Raw genomic sequence first — 15,754 nt, forward strand, 5'->3', positions numbered from 1 at the left:
TCAGAGGGGAAGGCTGGTCGACCCGCGGGGGATCACGTCGACGACCGCGGAGTCCGTCGACGCGGGGGCAATCTCCAGACCCAGGCTCATCCCGATACGAGCGGCGATGCCGCGCCCCTCGGCCTGCAGGTTGAATCGCACGCTGCTCAGCGGGGGGTCACTGAAGGCGGCCACCGTGGTGTCGTCTCCACCGATCACTCCGACCTGCTCCGGTGAACGCAGTCCGAGTGACGCCGCTGCGGTGAGGACCCCCAGACCCGTGACGTCGTTCCAGGCGGCGATGCCCCACGGGCCGGAAGCTTCCGCCGTCCACGTCCGGAGGACCTCCTCGATCCGCCGCACGTCGCGCCCCACGACAGTGGATGCGGACCCGTCGATCCCCCGCTCCGCGCAGAAGGCGCGGAACGCGGCGACGCGAGCGGCGATGAACGGTCGGCCACGCGGCTCCTCGATCGCGAGGTAGGCGACCCGCTCATAGCCCCGCTCAAGCAGATGGGTCACTTGGGCGGCCACGATGTCGGCCTGTCCGATCGCCGTCGCGTGCGCGGGGTCGGTGCGGTCGAGGATCCACGCTCCGACCTCCGGCACGCCCGCGGCTCGGAGGGCCGTCGCGTCCGCATCACCCAGGGGATCGAAGGTCACGACGCACGCGGCCTCGACCTTGCCCAGCAGGCGGTCGAGGGCGCCCTGCCAGTGGGGCCCTTCGTAGCGCACCGCGACGAGATCGTACTGCCCCACGAGCCGCCCGATCTCCTCGAGAAGGAGCTCGAGCTGACCGGCGACCTCCCAATCGGGAACGAGGAGGAGGACCACGTCGCCGCGACCGCTTCGGAGAGCATTTGCCGCAGGTGAACTGATGTAGCCGAGCCGTCGCGCGACCTCACGGACGTGGTTCCGGGTCGCCTCGCTGACCTGCCCATCGCGACGACCGTTGAGGACGTAACTCACCGTCGCCCGCGACACGCCCGCTTCACGGGCGATATCTACGGTCCGGATTCTGGTCATGATGGCCTCACTCTAGTAGACACGTGTCATTCACGAAGTTGACACGTGTCTACTACATCGCTACTGTGGTCGACACACGATCGGTAGACACGTGTAAATCAAGGAGGATTTCATGTCAACGACACCTCAGGCCGCGAATGCGGCGCCCCCGGGTGACTCGGGCTCACCCGGCTCGCCTCCGCGGCCCTGGCGAGTGGCCATCATTGCGGGGCTGGCCTCCTTCGTCGACGGTGCCGCGCTGAGCGTCAACGGGATCGCTCTCGTGATCTACCAGCAGGCCATCGGTCTGACGCCCGAACAGGTCGGCCTGCTGACAGCGGTGGTAACCGTGGGGACGGCGATCGGAGCGCTCCTCGGGGGACGCTTGGGCGACGTCTACGGCCGCCGGAAGGTGTTCATCGTGACGATGGCGATGATCGTCATCGGGACGCTCGGTCCCATCTTCTCCGCTGATTTCTGGCTCTTGTTCGCCGGGCTCGCGCTCGTGGGATTGGGCGTCGGCGCTGACCTGCCGGTATCGCTGGCCACCATCGCCGAAGCCGCGACAGAGAAGAACCGCGGCGCGATGCTCGTCTTCACCCAGGTGCTGTGGATCACCGCCTCCCTCGTCGTCGTGATCGTCGCCTCGTCGATCGGCGGACAGGGACGGATCGCCGGTCAGATCCTCTACGGGCTAGTCGCGGTCGTCGGCGTCATCGGGCTCCTCCTCCGCCTCACCCTTCCCGAGTCGGCGCGCTGGCTCGCTTCGCGGGATTCTCGTAGTGACAGCCCGCAGACGGTCGGCGTGGTGCGCTCACGGGTGTCCGACCTCCTGTCCCCGCCGTTGCGTCGCCCGCTCCTGGTGCTCACCGCTTTCTATGCGCTCGTGAGCATCCCCGGCGGGATGCTCGCCTCGTACATCACCTACATCGCCGTGAACGTCGCCGGCGTGCCCGTCGAGCAGTTCGTCGCCTACACAGCCATCGCATTCCCCGTGGGGTTCCTCGCGCTCTTCTTCTTCATGAAGATCGTCGACACCCGGTTCCGGCGAGCCTTCGTTTACGGCTGCGGCCTGCTGACGGTCATCGTGCTGATCGTCCCCGTCGTCTTCGGGCTCGACATCGTCTCGCTCCTCGTCGTCTTCACGCTCATCGGAGGCATCGGCGCGATCTGCGGCGAACCCATCACCCGCGTGTGGTCGAACGAGTCCTTTCCCACCATGCTCCGCTCCACCGCCCAGGGATTCATCCTGACCGTCGGGCGACTCCTCCTAGCCGCCTCGCTGACGGTCGGTCCGGCGCTGATCGCGTTCTCGGTGACCGGCTTCTTCCTCACCCTCGCGGTCATCCAGCTCCTCGCCGTCGCGGTCGCGTACGTAGGCTTCCGAGGAGGACGAATCCAGAACACCTTCGTCGTCGAGAGCGACCCGGCAGTCGGCACCGCCCGTCTCAAAGGAGAGCACCATGCGCCCGCTGTATGAAGGACACCCCGAAGCTCCTGTTGCGGAGCCGGCCCGCGGGGCAGATCTTTGGACGCCGCGAGGGTTCGCGGAACCCGGCTACGGAGCCGTCGTCGACGCCTTCGCCGACGCCGCGGCAGCCAGCCCGCGCGGTGGTGCCGCGCTGACGATCATGGTCGAGGGCCGGACCGTCGTCGACCTCCAAGCTGGCGTCGCGGACCCAGCGGGCCGCCTCTGGGATCGGGACACCCCGACAGGGGTGTTCTCGTGCAGCAAGGGTCTTCTGGCCGCCCTCGTGTCCCGGTTGGTCATGGCAGGGCTTGTAGATCTCGACCGCCCCGTGTCCTTCTACTGGCCGGAATTTGCCCAGGCCGGCAAAGAATCGGTCCCAGTAAGGTGGCTGCTGACGCACCAAGCCGGGCTCTCCTACCCGGTCGAGGATGTCGAGAAGGCCGACGTCATCGCGTGGAGTCCCGTCGTGGACAAGCTCGCCGCACAGAAACCCCTCTGGGAGCCCGGCACCGGATGGGCCTATCACGCCCTCACCATGGGATGGCTCGTCGGCGAGGTCATCCGGCGTGTCACCGGCCGCTCCGTCGGCGAAGCGTTCCGCGACCACCTCAGCGATCCGATCGGCGCCAGCGCCTCACTAGGTGCCCCGCACATGGCGCAGAGGCCGGTCGCGCAGATGGCTCCGATCCCCGGATTCTCACGCAACTCCCTCGCCGGTGTGGACGGGGCCGAGGACATCGCGCGCTCGTTCACCCTCGGGGGCGCGTTCCCCATCGAGCTCGTCGGCCCAGCGGCAGGCTTCAACGACCCCGACCTCCAGGCGGCCGACATCCCTGCCGGCGGCGTCATCGCCACCGCAGCGGACCTCGCAGCGCTCTGGTCGTCCGCCATCATTCCGACCGAGACCAGTCGCCCGATCGACCCGCTCGTCCTCTCCGACATGACCGTTCGACGGACCTTCGGGGAGCCCGTCTTCGGGATCGCGGGTACACCGACCCCGCAGTGGGGAACCGGCTACATGATCCACTCGCCGGAAAGGCCCCTGCTGAGCCCGGCGTCCTTCGGGCACGACGGCGCGGGAGGACAGCTCGCCTTCGCCGACAGTGACCACGGCGTCGGCTTCGGATTCGTCACGAACGATCTGCGCGGTGAGGGCGACACTCGATCGCTCGACATCCTCACGGCGCTCCAAAACACCCTCTGACGTCGGCCCCTCTTCGGCCGGCATTCGCCTCACCCTCACCACTTCTGAAGGATTCACAACATGCCCCTCTTGCCTACTCTCCAGGCCGCCCTGAGCGCCCTCCCGTCGACCTCGATCGACCTGAACGACATTCCGGGGGTCCGTTCCGAGGCTCTCGCCGCGTCGGCCGGTTTCGCTGCGATGGTCGCGCAAGCCGGTCCGGAGGTCGGCGCCGTCACCACCGCCCAGGTCGAGGTCGCCGATGGCACCATCGATGTGCGCATCTACCAGCCGATGGCTCCCGGCCCGCACCCTCTTCATATCTACTTCCACGGCGGCGGGTGGATCGCGGGCGGCATCGAGGACGCCTTCACTGACATCGTCGGCCGGGAGCGAGCCGGGCTCGCCGGGTACGTCACTGTGACGGTCGATTATCGACTCGCACCCGAGGTGACCTTTCCCGTACCGGTCGACGACTCCTACGCGGCCCTCCTCTGGGCCGTCGAGCACGCCGCCGAATTCGACGCGGATCCCGACCGAGTGACACTCGGCGGCGGCTCCGCCGGCGCGAACATCGCGGCGGCGGTCGCCCTGCGTGCGTCGAACGAAGGCGGACCGGTCATCTCGCTGCAGATCCTCGAGGTCCCCGCGCTCGACCTCACCTGCAGCAGCGACTCCTTCAAGAGGTACGGCGGCGGCGACTACCCGCTGTCGGAGAAGGAGATCCGTACCTATATCGGCCTGTACCTCGCCCAGCCTCTGGATGGTCTCAACGAGTTTGCCTCCCCGCTCTTGACCGAGGACCCAACACGCTTCCCCCCGACGCATGTCTTCAGCTCCGAGTTCGATCCACTGCAGGACGACGGACGACGCTTCGTGGAACTGCTCTCGGCGGCTGGGGTGGAAGCCACCTTCACCCTCGGCGAAGGGCAGGTGCATGGGTCATCGGGATTCACCAAACTCCTCCCTGAGTCGGCGACCTGGCGGGATGAGATCATCGCGCTACTCCGGAAGCACGACCCCCGACTCACCGAGACCGCCTGATGCGCCTGCCGCTTCTGGGAGATCCTCAAAATGCTTAATCCCGCTGACCGCTGGGTCTGGGACTTCTGGCATGTCCAGGACGGGTCGACCCACCACCTGTTCTACCTGCAGGCGCCCCGATCTCTTGGCGACCCTCACCTGCGACACCGCAACGCCACGATCGGCCACGCAACCTCAAAAGACCTCGTGAACTGGACCGAACTCGGAACGGTCCTCCGTCCCGGCGGACCGGACGCGCCCGATGCGACGGCGACGTGGACGGGATGCGTCGTACGCGCAGACGACGGCCAGTGGCGCATGTTCTACACCGGCGCCAGGTTCTTATCCCCGGGTGCGGATGGCAACGTGGAGGTCATCCTGGTCGCCGTCTCCGACGATCTGCATCACTGGCGCAAGGACTCCTCTGTCGTCGTGCGTGCCGATGAGCGCTGGTACGAGACGCTCGGATCCTCGAGCTGGCCAGAGGAGGCCTGGCGAGACCCCTGGGTCTACCGCGGCGACGACGGGCAATGGCACATGCTCGTGACCGCTCGCGCCCGCCACGGGGACATCGACGGCAGAGGCGTCATAGGCCACGCGACGTCTGACGATCTCCACACGTGGAATGTTCACCCGCCACTCACCGCCCCCGGTCAAGGGTTCGCGCACCTCGAGGTGGTTCAACGGGTCACCGTCGGGGAGCGATCGATGGTCCTGTTCTCCGCACATTCCGCCGTGATCTCCCCCGACCGGATCACCGCCGGCGGCCGTACCGGGGTGTGGATCGCCCCATGGAAGAACACGATCGACCTGAGCGAGGCCCAGAACGTCGGAGCCTCCGACCTCTACAGCGGTCGGATCGTCTCCACGTCCGATGGCCCTCGCCTTCTCGGCTTCCTGCTCGACACCGACGGGGCGACGCCCCTCGGCATTTCGGATCCCGAGGGTTTCGATCGCGCGACAATCGCCTCCGGAAGCGAGTGGACGCCGACATCTTTTTAAGCGGGGTGAGCTGAGCAGCGAGACCGCCAGCGGCTGGAGGCCCGCAATAGTTGAGCCTCGTCCGCCTCAGCTATGCCACCCCGCACTTCTCGACTTTCCCGAGGGCAGCGACCGACAGGCGCGGGGCACCGTGCTCAAGGTCCGTCGCGGTCCTCGCGGAACTCCTCGGGTACGAAACCAACGGACGGCATCCTCCCCGCCAGCCCCTTGCGGCACTACCAATCAGTTGTCAACAGTCCGATCCTCCCGCCCAAGCGCCAACCCCAAGCCCGAGGCAGCAGATCTCGCGCCGCGAAACCGAGCGGGTAGAGACGTCCGCGTTGCCGCATGTCGACGCATTCGGCGACTCGAAGGGTGAAATGATGCATCTGACTACTCATGTTGGCCCCCCAGTTGAGGGGCCGGATCAAGTCACCGAACACTTTTCTCTAGTGCGATTCGCAGACCGAATCCGACGATCACTGTGCCGGCGATCGCGTCGAGGGCTCGCGCCATGGAACGACAAGCGAACCAGCGGCGAAATGACCGAGCCAGGAGCAGAAGGAACGTAAGCCAAGTGATCCCGATGAGGACGTGCACGAGCGCGAGGCATACAGCCCAGCTGATCTGAGGCGCAGTAGCAGGGATGAACTGTGGCAGCAACGCGATGTAGAAGGCTCCCATCTTGGGGTTCAGTAGGTTCGTCGTGAAACCCAGCCTCCATCCCGCGAGGAGCGAGTCACTGGAGGGGGCCTCAGCAGTCGCTGAAACGCCTGGTGTCGTTGAGGGTCGAATCGCTGAATAGATCATTCTGCCGCCGATCCAGAGCAGATAGCCGGCGCCGACTATGCGAAGCACGTCGTAGGCGATCTGGGAGGCGAAGAGGATCGCGCTCACGCCCGTCGCAGCAAGCACACCCCAGATGATTGTCCCAGTCTGAATGCCGGTAATCACACCCCAAGCTCGTCTCCGGCCCGACACTGTAGCGGTTCGAAGCACTAACGCGGTATCAAGCCCTGGAGTGATGGTGAGCAAGCCAACGACGAGGGCGAATGACCACAGCACGGACACATCGGGGACCATGGGAGCAGATTACTAACGCTGCGTGAATCTCGTCGCCTACCCCGACACGCGACGGACAGACCTTGCCGTAACACCCGGGCAGCGCTGGTACTCGGCGCCGGTCGCCCGTAGGCAACGAAACGTGGTTTGCACGCGCTACGCCTCGAGGCCTGGTCGCCGACCTGCCGGATGCTCCTCAGCGTCTTGCTCTTCTTCTGCGCGGTGGATCGGGTCGCGGTCCCTGTGCTCTTCGTTCTGGAGTGCATCCTTAAACATTGCGGTCACTGCTTCTGCTACCTGCGAGCGTGCGGTGATGGGGCGTACGTACAGGTGGATCTTGCGGTACGCGTCCGGGTCGGCCAGGGGCACCGCTCGCACCGAGGCCGACAGCGTCCCCCGCCCGAGCCGGGGCATGACGGTGACGGCAAGGCCTGCCTCGACGTACCGGGTGAGTGTCTGAAACTCGGCCGCCTGGAACGCGTGGCCCAGCGGCGTCAACAGCGACGGATCGTGCGATGCGATCCACCGCCCGTACGGGTCGTGACGGGGACTGATCGCCCACTGGTCCGAGGCAAGCTCACGCAGAAATACGCGCCCGCGGTTCGCAAGCACGTGGGTAGCTGGCACCAGAGCGTCGAGTGTATCGATGCCGAGTTCGGTGCGGTGCAGGCTGCGGGGTTCGTACTCGTCCGGGATGCTCGCGCCCCAGCTTTTGTGGATGACCGCGTCGAGCGTGCCGCGCGCCAATGCTTGGAGGGCCGCATCCGCATCCATCTCGTACGGCTCAATACGCAATCCGGGGAAGCTGGTGGCCGCCCTGGTGATCGTCGGGATGAGAAGCCCGCACACCGCGGTAGGGAACGCGCCCACGCGGATCACGCCCTTCACCTCGTCATCGTGAAGGGGTGCCCGGCGTAGCTGCTCGAGGCCATCCACGATCGGTCGACCACGCCCCACCAGGGTGAGGGCTGCCGGGGTGAGAACGACACCGCGACCAACCCGTTCGACGAGGGGTGTTCCGAAGTGCGATTCGAGCTTGCGGACGTGCTGGGAAATGTTCGGCGGCGTGTAACCGAGCACCCGTGCCGCCTCGGCGACGGAACCGTGGTCAGCGATGGCGATAAGCGCGCGGATGCTGATGGGATCAATCATGTAGCGACAGTTTCATGTTTTACGCACGAACGCTAACTGGTGTTGAGGGGTGACCTCATTCGACCATGGATGCGGAGGACACCATGGAAACAACGATTCTGCTCTGCACCCTCGCTCTTGCCGCAACGGGCATCGTCGCCGCGACGCTCGCCGCCATCCGTGGAGACGGGTACGGACAACGCCCCGAGAGTTTTGACTACGACACACGCAACCCCCACTGAGCTCCTGGTCTCTTGTTGCCGAAGCGCACAATCGAGGTTGACGAGCTATTGGCTCAGGGCGTCGTCGTCTTGTCGGGAGTGGATGCTGATGGGAGGTGTCTGACAGCGTCGCGCCCGAAGGCGATGCGGCTACCGTCGGGGGTCGTGACGCTCCAGTTCTCGGTGCCACCCTCAAGAACAACACTGCCTGGGAGGCCTGTACGACGGCGGCGGGGTAGGCCGCGGTGGGGTGAGCCCGTAGTCCAGGCTGACGAAGTTGTGTCCACCGTCAAGGACGGGGGCAGCGATGACCGAGAATCCTGCGTCCGGCGCGTTCGGATCGCCCGTCGATCTTGTTCCCGCGATCCGGCCGCCCCCGAGGATATAGATGTACGTGGGTCGGGCGATCGACGAGTCGTCATCAGCGATGTAGACGTCGAGGAAGCTGTCCGGATGCTCGCTCCCGTCCGCGGTGTCGCTAGTGAGACGGTCCACAGCCCTGCCGTCGCGCACCTTAGGGTATCGCCGTTCCGGATGACGTGAACGGGAGAGAGGGGCCATGCGTCATGCGCTGCCGTGTGCGGGGGATGCAGGCTGCCGATCCTCGAACGCGGCGATCGCACGCGCGAGAACGGGAAGGCTCGTGACGCGGTCGTCGACTCCGTCCAACTCGACGGCGAGAGCGCCGCGGTAGCCCGCAGCATGCAGCTCGACGAGTGCCGCGTCGATGTCGAGCGTCCCGGTCCCGAGCGCGAGGTGGTGGTCGAGCACGCCATCGTTATCGGTGATCTGCACGTGTCCGATGTGGCCGGCGACCGAGGCGACGAAACCGGCGACGCCTTCGTCGAGTAGATGCGCATGGCCGAGGTCGACGCATGCGCGCAGCGCGGGGGAGTCGACCGTGTCGATCAGGTGCCGTACTTCGGCGCCGGTGCAGCCTAGGTAGCGGATCTCCGCCTCGGCGGGAAGCGCGTTCATGTTCTCGAGAACGAGCGTGATCCCGACCGACGCCGCATCCGAGGCCCACTCACCGAGCATCGCGACCGAGGCGTCGACGGCTGCCGACGGGTCGTCGCTGAAGGTGAGACCCCCGTGCACGATGAGCGTCCGGCTTCCCACCTGTGTGCAGAGATCGAGGTATCCGTCCATGTGGCGACGCACGGCATCACGGATCCCCGGGTACAGCTCGGCCGTGTTGACCGACGAGTCGGTGTGCACGATCGGCGACACATTATGGCTCTCCAGCAGTTCGCGCAGCGCACGCGCGCGAGCCCGAGTGATTAGGTCGGGACGGTTCGCGGGGTGCTGACAGGCGAGTTCGACGGAGCCGGCGGAAGGAGCCGCCCGGAGGATCCCGGTCTCGAGGGTGTCCGAGCCCGTAGAGGAGCTGACGCGAGAGCGGACAGAGAGCAGCGATGCGGGCATATTGTCTACAATAGACGAAGTTAGGGTACGCTAACCTCATGCTTACCGGACCCCGTCGTCGCCTGCTCACCGCCTCCGTCGCCGTTCTCGGCACCGCCGCTCTGCTCGCCGGGTGTGCTTCCGCCGCCCCAGCCGCAACGGGGTCGGCCGTCGAGACCGAGTTCGGTGAGGTCGTGATACCGGAGCAGATCGAGTCGGTGGTTGTGCTCGAAGGACGCCGCGACCTCGACATCGTGCTCGCCCTCGGCCTCCCGCTCGTGGGCTACCCGTTCGAGGGGCCCGATACCGGCATCGAGCTGCCGCTGCCTCTCGAAGACGAGCTCGCCGTCGCCCGCGAGAACGGCGCCGAGCAGCTCTTCCTCGCCGGCGAGATCGACATCGAGGCGATCGCCGCCGCCGAGCCGAGCATCATCATCAGCCGCGGCGAAGACGTCGAGCCGATCTACGCCGAGCTGAGCGCGATCGCGCCGATCCTGCCGGTGTCCACGAATGACGCCGGCGTCACCTGGCAGGAGGACTTGCGTGCGATCGCCGAGCTCACGGGCACCGAGAATCGCGCCGAGGAGATCATCGCCGAGTACGACGCGCGTCTCGCCGAGGTCAAGACGACGCACGCGGAAGCCCTCGCAGCCGTCCCTGTCGCGCCGATCGGCTACGACCTCGAGGGCACCGAGGTCGAGGGAGGTCGCCTCCAGTCGGTCATCCTCCGCGACCTCGGCGCGCTCCCGTCTTCGGCCTTCGCCGAGGCCGGCACGGATGGTTCGCTCGAGTACAGCCCCGAGCAGACCCTCGAGGCCTTCGGTGACGCGGGCGCGCTGCTCGTCTTCGCCGACACGCAGGAGGAGTGGGATGCGGCACAGGTCGACCCCCTCTACGCGCAGCTCCCGGCCGTCGTCGCGGGCGCGGTGGTGCGCGGCGACAAGATGATGCATGAGGGCGGACCCATCACCGCGATGCACGTGCTCGATCTGATCGACGAGCTCTACTCGAACCTCGGATGACGCCGGGGGCGTCGACACGAGTACCGCGGCGCTCGCGCTTCGCGCCGCCGGTCCTCGTGCTCACCGTCGGTGTCGTCGTGTTGGTCGGAGCGGCCGCCGCGAGCGTCGCCCTCGGATCCCGGATGCTGGGAGCCGGAGATCTCGCAGCGGTTCTGGTCGGTGCGAGCACCGAGGAGTTCACGACGATCGTCAGCGACTTCCGGCTGCCGCGCACCCTGGCCGCCATTCTGGGTGGCGCGGGCCTCGCGGTCGCCGGAGCGGTCATGCAGGGCCATACCCGAAACCGCCTCGCAGACCCGGGCCTGCTCGGCGTCACCGGCGGGAGCGCCGTCGCCGTGGTCATCGCCATCTCCCTCCTGGGCATCCGCAGCCCGCTCGGCTACGTCTGGTTCGCGATCGGCGGCGCCGCGGCGGGCGTGTTGCTGGTCGCGACCATCGCCGCCCTGGCGAGCCGCCGCCGCGACTCCTCGCCCGCCACGCTCGTGCTCGCCGGCGCCGCGGTCTCGGCTCTTCTGGGTGCGGCCACCGGCATCCTGCTGCTGCTTGACTCCAGCGCTCTCGAGCGATACCGCTTCTGGACGGTGGGGTCGCTCGCGGCGGTGCGCGGCTCCGAGACGGTCGTCATCGCCCTCCCGCTCGTCGCCGTCGGGCTGTGCGTGGCACTGTTTCAGGCGCGGGCGCTCGACGTGCTCTCGTTCGGAGACGACATCGCCGCCTCGCTTGGCCGATCTCTCGGTCGTACCCGCGCCCTCGGGGTCACCTCCGTGACTCTCCTCGTGGCGGGCGCGGTGGCATGCTGCGGCTCGCTCGCGTTCGTCGGCCTGATCGCTCCGAATGCGCTCCGTCTCGTCGTCGGCCCTGCGCACCGCATCCTCCTGCCCGCGTCGGCACTCTACGGGGCGACGTTGACCCTGCTGGCCGACATCGCGGGGCGCTTCCTCGTGTACCCGGGGGAGCTCCCTGTCGGCATCGTTCTGAGCATCGTCGGCGGGCCGCTGTTCGTGCTGCTCGTCATGAAATCCCTGCCGCGACGGGCGGCGCGGTCGTGAGTACGAGCCTGGCCGGCCCGCGCAGACCGCCGGCCCGTTGGCACCGCCGCACCGTCATCGCGGCCGTCGCCGTCAGCGCGGGGGTGAGTGCGATCGCGATCGTGAGCGTGTTCGTGGGACGTTACGGCGTCGACCTCGGTGGGATGGTGACCGTGCTCACCGGGCAGGGCTCCGCCGCACAGCACACCGTGATCGTGACGCTCCGCATCCCTCGCGTGCTCCTCGCGGTCCTCGTCGGTGCCTCCCTCGGCATCGCTGGCGCCATCGTGCAGACCACCGCTCGTAACGCGCTCGCGAGCCCCGACCTGCTCGGCGTGACCGGTGGCGCGAGCGCGGCGGCCGTCGCCGTGATCGTGCTCGGGGGAGGCGGTGACGGTGTCTCCGGCTTTCTGCGCACGGTCGGGATTCCCGCAGCATCCGTCGTCGGCGGACTCGCCGCCGCGATCCTCGTGCTCGCGATCCTGCGCCGCACCGGGACGATCGGCGCGACCCCGATCCTCGTGGGTATCGGAGTGTCGACGATCTTCACGGGCCTGGTGAGCTGGCTGCTCATCGCCGCCGACGTCGACGACCTGCAGCGGGCCTCGGTGTGGCTGACGGGAACGCTCAACGGCCGCTCCTGGCCGGAGGTGACCGCCACCGCGCTGACGCTCGTCGTGACCGCGGTCGCGCTGCTGCCGTTCCGGCGCGGACTCGACGTCCTCACCCTCGGGGAGGGCATGACGCGGTCGCTGGGCTACCGCCTCGGGGTGCTCTTCGGTGGGACGACCATCCTGGCCGTGCTGCTGACCTCGGCGGCGACCGCCGCGGCCGGGCCGATCGCTTTCCTCGCGTTGGTGAGCCCCCATCTCGCGCGCATGAGCGCCGCGCGGCCGCGCGCAGGCCTCGTGCTCTCGGGTCTTTTCGGTGCCGGTGTCCTTCTCGGGAGCGATCTGATCGCCCGTGCCGCGTTCACCGTGCAGCTGCCCACGGGGGCGATCACGGCGCTGGTCGGTGCCCCCTTCCTGCTCTTTCTTCTCGTCAGCCGTCGACAGGAAAACCGATGACGACACCCACCTTGCTCCCGACCGGGTTGGCCGCCGAGGCAGTCAGCCTCGGGTACGGATCGACGGTCGTCGTGAACGACGTGTCCCTCGTGATCCGACCGGGGGAGGTCACCAGCATCGTCGGCCCGAACGGGAGCGGCAAGTCGACCTTCGTCCGTGCCCTCGCCGGACTCGTGACGCCCCAGGCCGGGCGGGTGATGCTCGACGGCCGCGATCTCGCGACACAGCGTCCGCGCGAGACCGCGCGCCGGATCGGGTTCCTGCCGCAGAGCCTGATCGCCCCCGAGCACATCACGGTCAAGGAACTCGTCGGCCACGGTCGCGACCCGCACCGTCGGTGGTTTGAGGCCTGGTCGGCGCACGACTCCGCGGCGGTCGAATCGGCCCTCGAACTCACGGACATGACCGGCCTCGCCGACCACCCGGTCGATGAACTCTCCGGCGGGCAGCGTCAGCGCGCGTGGATCGCACTCACGCTCGCCCAGACCCCCGGCATCCTGATTCTCGACGAACCCACCACCTACCTCGACATCGCCCATCAGCTCGACACCCTCGAGCTCGTCTCCACCCTCGTGCGCGAGCGCGGCACGACGGTCATGTTGGTGCTGCACGACCTCACGATGGCCGCGCGATACAGCGACACCGTGGTCGCGATGCACGAGGGACGCATTGCGGCGCAGGGGGTGCCTCGAGACGTGTTCACTCCCGAGACCCTCGAGCGAGTGTTCGACATCCGCGCCCGTATCGATGATTCGGTCGAGGAGGGCCTCGTAGTGGTGCCGACTCGCCGGGTCGGGACCGGTTCGGGATGACCTCGCTCCGGCGCGGGTCCACGACAATTGGCGGTATGCCTTTCAACGATGAGCTCCGCATCGTGAGTCCCCCGAGCATGGCGACGCTGGCCGCAGAAGGCATCCGCGAGCAGATCGTCTCCGGCGTGCTCCGCCCCGGCGAGCGGCTACGCGAGGTGCCGTTGTCGGAAGAACTCGGAGTCAGCCGCCCGCCGCTGCGGGAGGCGCTGCAGATGCTCGCCCAGGAGGGGATCGTGGACCTCCTCCCGCGCCGGGGCGCGAAGGTGCGCGGACTAACCGTGCAGGACGCCTACGAGATCGTAACGTTGCGCCGCTCGCTCGAGCGGTTCGCCCTCGCCCTCGCTCTCCCCGTGCGCGACGCGGCAGCGCTGCGCCCCCTCGCCGAGGCGCTGCAGACGCTCGAGGACCACGCCGCCGCGGGCCTCGAGGAACGCGCGGTGGCTGACACGATGAACTTCCACGTCGTGCTCGTCGATCTCGGGGGCCACGCCCTGCTGGGGGACACCTATCGCCGGCTGACGGCCCGCATACGGATGTGCATGAACGCCAACCGCCGATTCCGCGCCGACAGCGAATCCCTGCAGGCACGTGCCCAACGCCACCGCGAATTGTTCGACGCGATCCGCTCCGGGGATTCCGATGTCGTGCGCGCGTTGATCGAGGACGACGCATCGTTGAGCTTTCTGCCGGCTCTCTCAAACTCTCTTCCCCTCGCCACCCCTGCGGCGACGCAGTGGTACCGGAAGGCCATCGCTTCCCTCAGCGGGTGATGCTCGCGCGACGTGGAACCACCAGAGGAACGTGGCGCGTCGGTTGAATGGCAGTCCGCGCGGGTGGCCATCTTCGTTGACGAATAGCGTGCAGCCGAAAGGGGCGACGTCGACCGCTTCGATCCATCCGTCGACCGCGAGTTGGTAGTCCGCTAGTTCGCGTGCTTCGTACCTCGTGAGATCGATGCGGTCCGAGGCCGGGATGAGTATGCCATGCGCCATGTGCACTTCTCCTTTGTGTGAGCGACCGGGAACCGATGGGGTTCTCTGCAGATCGCAGGACACAAACGAGAAGAAGGGAGTGGGAGGACGGCGGCCGACCAGGAGAGCAGGGGGTACTCGATCCTGGCCGGCCGCCTGGTGACACCTCAGCGAGCTGAGCTTCGGGGACGGCTCGCCTTGGTCGCGGTGTCACGTGCGTCAAAGATAGCGGCGATGGCGTCGCACTTTGTGCTCGCTTCATGCTCGATCTCGTTACGAACTGTTTCGGCTCGTTCTTGTACGACCGGGTCGGAGCGGGTCTTCTCGATCCAGGCGTCGATGGCGAGACGTATCTCGTCCGTGACGTTCCGGTCGTTGAGCTGGGCGATTATGTCCAGCTGCACCCGGGTCGACTCGTTGAGTCGCATCGCGATGGTTTTGATCGGGCCGTAGCCCAGGTTGTGGGCGGACGGGACGGGTGCTGCTTCTGACTCGCTCATGCGGTTCGCCTCCTTGACGGGTGCGGCCGAGAACTCGAAAGGTTCTCATGGAGACCGCAGGCCAGCAACGAGAAGCAGCGGGACGCTGTTGCCAGTGAACGACGACACGTGTGCGCGAGCACCCGTCCGATCGAGCATCACCCCGAGAGTCGGGTGCGGGAGTTTGCCACTCCAACCGGCACCCGCCACCTTCGTCGGGGGAGAATAGAACTTTGCGCCCCCTGGTGAATCCAGGGGGCGCACATTCGCGGAACCGGTTCAGATCGCGCGGTGCTGCCGGGTACGTCGTGCAAGCAGCAATGCCAGCCCGCCGGCCGCGAGAAGCGCTGCCGCGCCGATGCTGAGACTGCCGATCAGTACGTCATTGCTGCCGGTCGCGGCGAGCCCTTCGGACACGGTCAGGTTGAGTCGCACTGAGCCGCTGGTTGCGCCGCGGACCTCGATCTGGTGCGAGCCGAGGGCTGTGCCTTCCGGGATGGTGATCGTCTGGGTGAGTGTGCCGGCGTCGCTCGCGGTGTCGCTCCATAGTTGGACGGGCGCGGAGTGCAACCACAGCTGTACGGGCTCGCTACCCTCGAGGCCACTCGCGGTCACGGTGACCTTGCCGCCAGCGACCGCGACGCTCATGGACAGCTGGGCGGTGAACGTAGACCCGGGTGCGGTGGTCGGGCTGGGAGTCGGTGCTGGCGTGGGTGTCGGCGGGCAAACGGTCGGGAAGGTGAGCTCGCCGCTCGTTTCAACGATGTTGCCCGGGCTCTCGATCCAGAGGTCCACCACGTAAGTGCCAGTGCTGAGGAGCGTGACGGGCAGGGTGACGGTTCCACCGGGAGGGTAGACCAACAGTGTCTTTGACATGACGCCGTCTACGGCGACACCGTCCGTGAATGGGTAGAC

At 67.3% G+C, this 15,754-nt stretch carries 17 protein-coding genes; 10 read left to right on the forward strand and 7 right to left on the reverse strand.

Going from position 1 to position 15,754, the window contains the following annotated elements:
- Positions 1–1,005 carry a LacI family DNA-binding transcriptional regulator gene (locus LQ938_RS05820; RefSeq protein WP_223721555.1) on the reverse strand — a complete coding sequence of 335 codons (1,005 nt, stop codon included), beginning with the start codon at positions 1,003–1,005 and terminating at the stop codon, positions 1–3.
- 112 nt (positions 1,006–1,117) lie between these two features.
- Here LQ938_RS05820 and LQ938_RS05825 point away from each other — a divergent pair, with 112 nt between their 5' ends.
- The 4 genes from LQ938_RS05825 to LQ938_RS05840 are packed head-to-tail and all read left to right on the forward strand — an operon-like array spanning position 1,118 to position 5,663.
- Positions 1,118–2,464 carry an MFS transporter gene (locus LQ938_RS05825; RefSeq protein ID WP_223721554.1) on the forward strand — a complete coding sequence of 449 codons (1,347 nt, stop codon included), beginning with the start codon at positions 1,118–1,120 and terminating at the stop codon, positions 2,462–2,464.
- A complete protein-coding gene (locus LQ938_RS05830; RefSeq protein WP_223721553.1) occupies positions 2,448–3,659 on the forward strand; it encodes a serine hydrolase domain-containing protein in 1,212 nt (403 codons plus the stop codon). Before LQ938_RS05825 ends, LQ938_RS05830 begins: the two co-directional genes overlap by 17 nt.
- A 60-nt stretch (positions 3,660–3,719) precedes the next feature.
- The gene (locus LQ938_RS05835) at positions 3,720–4,682 is read left to right on the forward strand and encodes an alpha/beta hydrolase (protein ID WP_223721552.1); all 963 of its coding nucleotides are present in this window, start codon (positions 3,720–3,722) and stop codon (positions 4,680–4,682) included.
- A 30-nt stretch (positions 4,683–4,712) separates the two neighbouring features.
- Positions 4,713–5,663 (forward strand): glycoside hydrolase family 68 protein, encoded by a 951-nt coding sequence (locus LQ938_RS05840; RefSeq protein WP_223721551.1) that lies wholly within the window; start codon positions 4,713–4,715, stop codon positions 5,661–5,663.
- A 411-nt stretch (positions 5,664–6,074) separates the two neighbouring features.
- Here the strand turns inward: LQ938_RS05840 and LQ938_RS05845 are convergent, their stop codons facing one another.
- A complete protein-coding gene (locus tag LQ938_RS05845; protein WP_223721550.1) occupies positions 6,075–6,725 on the reverse strand; it encodes a LysE family translocator in 651 nt (216 codons plus the stop codon).
- Positions 6,726–6,860: 135 nt separating this feature from the next.
- Entirely contained in the window at positions 6,861–7,856 is a 996-nt protein-coding gene (locus LQ938_RS05850; RefSeq protein WP_223721549.1) for a LysR family transcriptional regulator, read from the reverse strand.
- An 83-nt stretch (positions 7,857–7,939) separates the two neighbouring features.
- Here LQ938_RS05850 and LQ938_RS05855 point away from each other — a divergent pair, with 83 nt between their 5' ends.
- On the forward strand, positions 7,940–8,077 hold the full coding sequence (locus LQ938_RS05855; protein ID WP_223721548.1) for a hypothetical protein: 138 nt from the start codon (positions 7,940–7,942) through the stop codon (positions 8,075–8,077).
- A gap of 543 nt (positions 8,078–8,620) precedes the next feature.
- On the opposite strand, the gene LQ938_RS05860 is transcribed toward LQ938_RS05855, so the two are convergent.
- Positions 8,621–9,481 carry a sugar phosphate isomerase/epimerase family protein gene (locus LQ938_RS05860; RefSeq protein ID WP_223721546.1) on the reverse strand — a complete coding sequence of 287 codons (861 nt, stop codon included), beginning with the start codon at positions 9,479–9,481 and terminating at the stop codon, positions 8,621–8,623.
- A 38-nt stretch (positions 9,482–9,519) separates the two neighbouring features.
- Between LQ938_RS05860 and LQ938_RS05865 the strand changes: the two genes are divergently transcribed.
- Genes LQ938_RS05865 through LQ938_RS05885 form a run of 5 tightly spaced genes read left to right on the forward strand, consistent with a single transcriptional unit; the run spans position 9,520 to position 14,159 of the window.
- Positions 9,520–10,482, forward strand: a complete 963-nt coding sequence (locus tag LQ938_RS05865) for an ABC transporter substrate-binding protein (protein ID WP_223721545.1) — start codon at positions 9,520–9,522, stop codon at positions 10,480–10,482.
- Positions 10,479–11,531, forward strand: coding sequence for a FecCD family ABC transporter permease (locus LQ938_RS05870; protein WP_223721544.1), 1,053 nt, complete (start codon positions 10,479–10,481; stop codon positions 11,529–11,531). Before LQ938_RS05865 ends, LQ938_RS05870 begins: the two co-directional genes overlap by 4 nt.
- On the forward strand, positions 11,528–12,577 hold the full coding sequence (locus LQ938_RS05875) for a FecCD family ABC transporter permease (RefSeq protein WP_223721543.1): 1,050 nt from the start codon (positions 11,528–11,530) through the stop codon (positions 12,575–12,577). The genes LQ938_RS05870 and LQ938_RS05875 overlap by 4 nt, the downstream gene beginning before the upstream one ends.
- Positions 12,574–13,389, forward strand: coding sequence for an ABC transporter ATP-binding protein (locus LQ938_RS05880; protein WP_223721542.1), 816 nt, complete (start codon positions 12,574–12,576; stop codon positions 13,387–13,389). The genes LQ938_RS05875 and LQ938_RS05880 overlap by 4 nt, the downstream gene beginning before the upstream one ends.
- Positions 13,390–13,424: 35 nt before the next feature.
- Positions 13,425–14,159, forward strand: coding sequence for a GntR family transcriptional regulator (locus LQ938_RS05885; RefSeq protein WP_223721541.1), 735 nt, complete (start codon positions 13,425–13,427; stop codon positions 14,157–14,159).
- On the opposite strand, the gene LQ938_RS15525 is transcribed toward LQ938_RS05885, so the two are convergent.
- From LQ938_RS15525 to LQ938_RS05895, 3 genes are all read right to left on the reverse strand, one after another.
- Positions 14,085–14,381 (reverse strand): DUF3846 domain-containing protein, encoded by a 297-nt coding sequence (locus LQ938_RS15525; RefSeq protein ID WP_223721540.1) that lies wholly within the window; start codon positions 14,379–14,381, stop codon positions 14,085–14,087. The two genes, LQ938_RS05885 and LQ938_RS15525, sit on opposite strands and share 75 nt — an antisense overlap.
- A 146-nt stretch (positions 14,382–14,527) precedes the next feature.
- Complete coding sequence (locus tag LQ938_RS05890) at positions 14,528–14,860, reverse strand: hypothetical protein (RefSeq protein ID WP_223721539.1); 333 nt, start codon at positions 14,858–14,860, stop codon at positions 14,528–14,530.
- Between the two features lie 258 nt (positions 14,861–15,118).
- On the reverse strand, positions 15,119–15,715 hold the full coding sequence (locus tag LQ938_RS05895; RefSeq protein ID WP_223721538.1) for a hypothetical protein: 597 nt from the start codon (positions 15,713–15,715) through the stop codon (positions 15,119–15,121).
- Positions 15,716–15,754 lie beyond the last annotated feature (39 nt).

This window comes from Microbacterium sp. cx-55 (assembly GCF_021117345.1).
Lineage (GTDB): Bacteria > Actinomycetota > Actinomycetes > Actinomycetales > Microbacteriaceae > Microbacterium.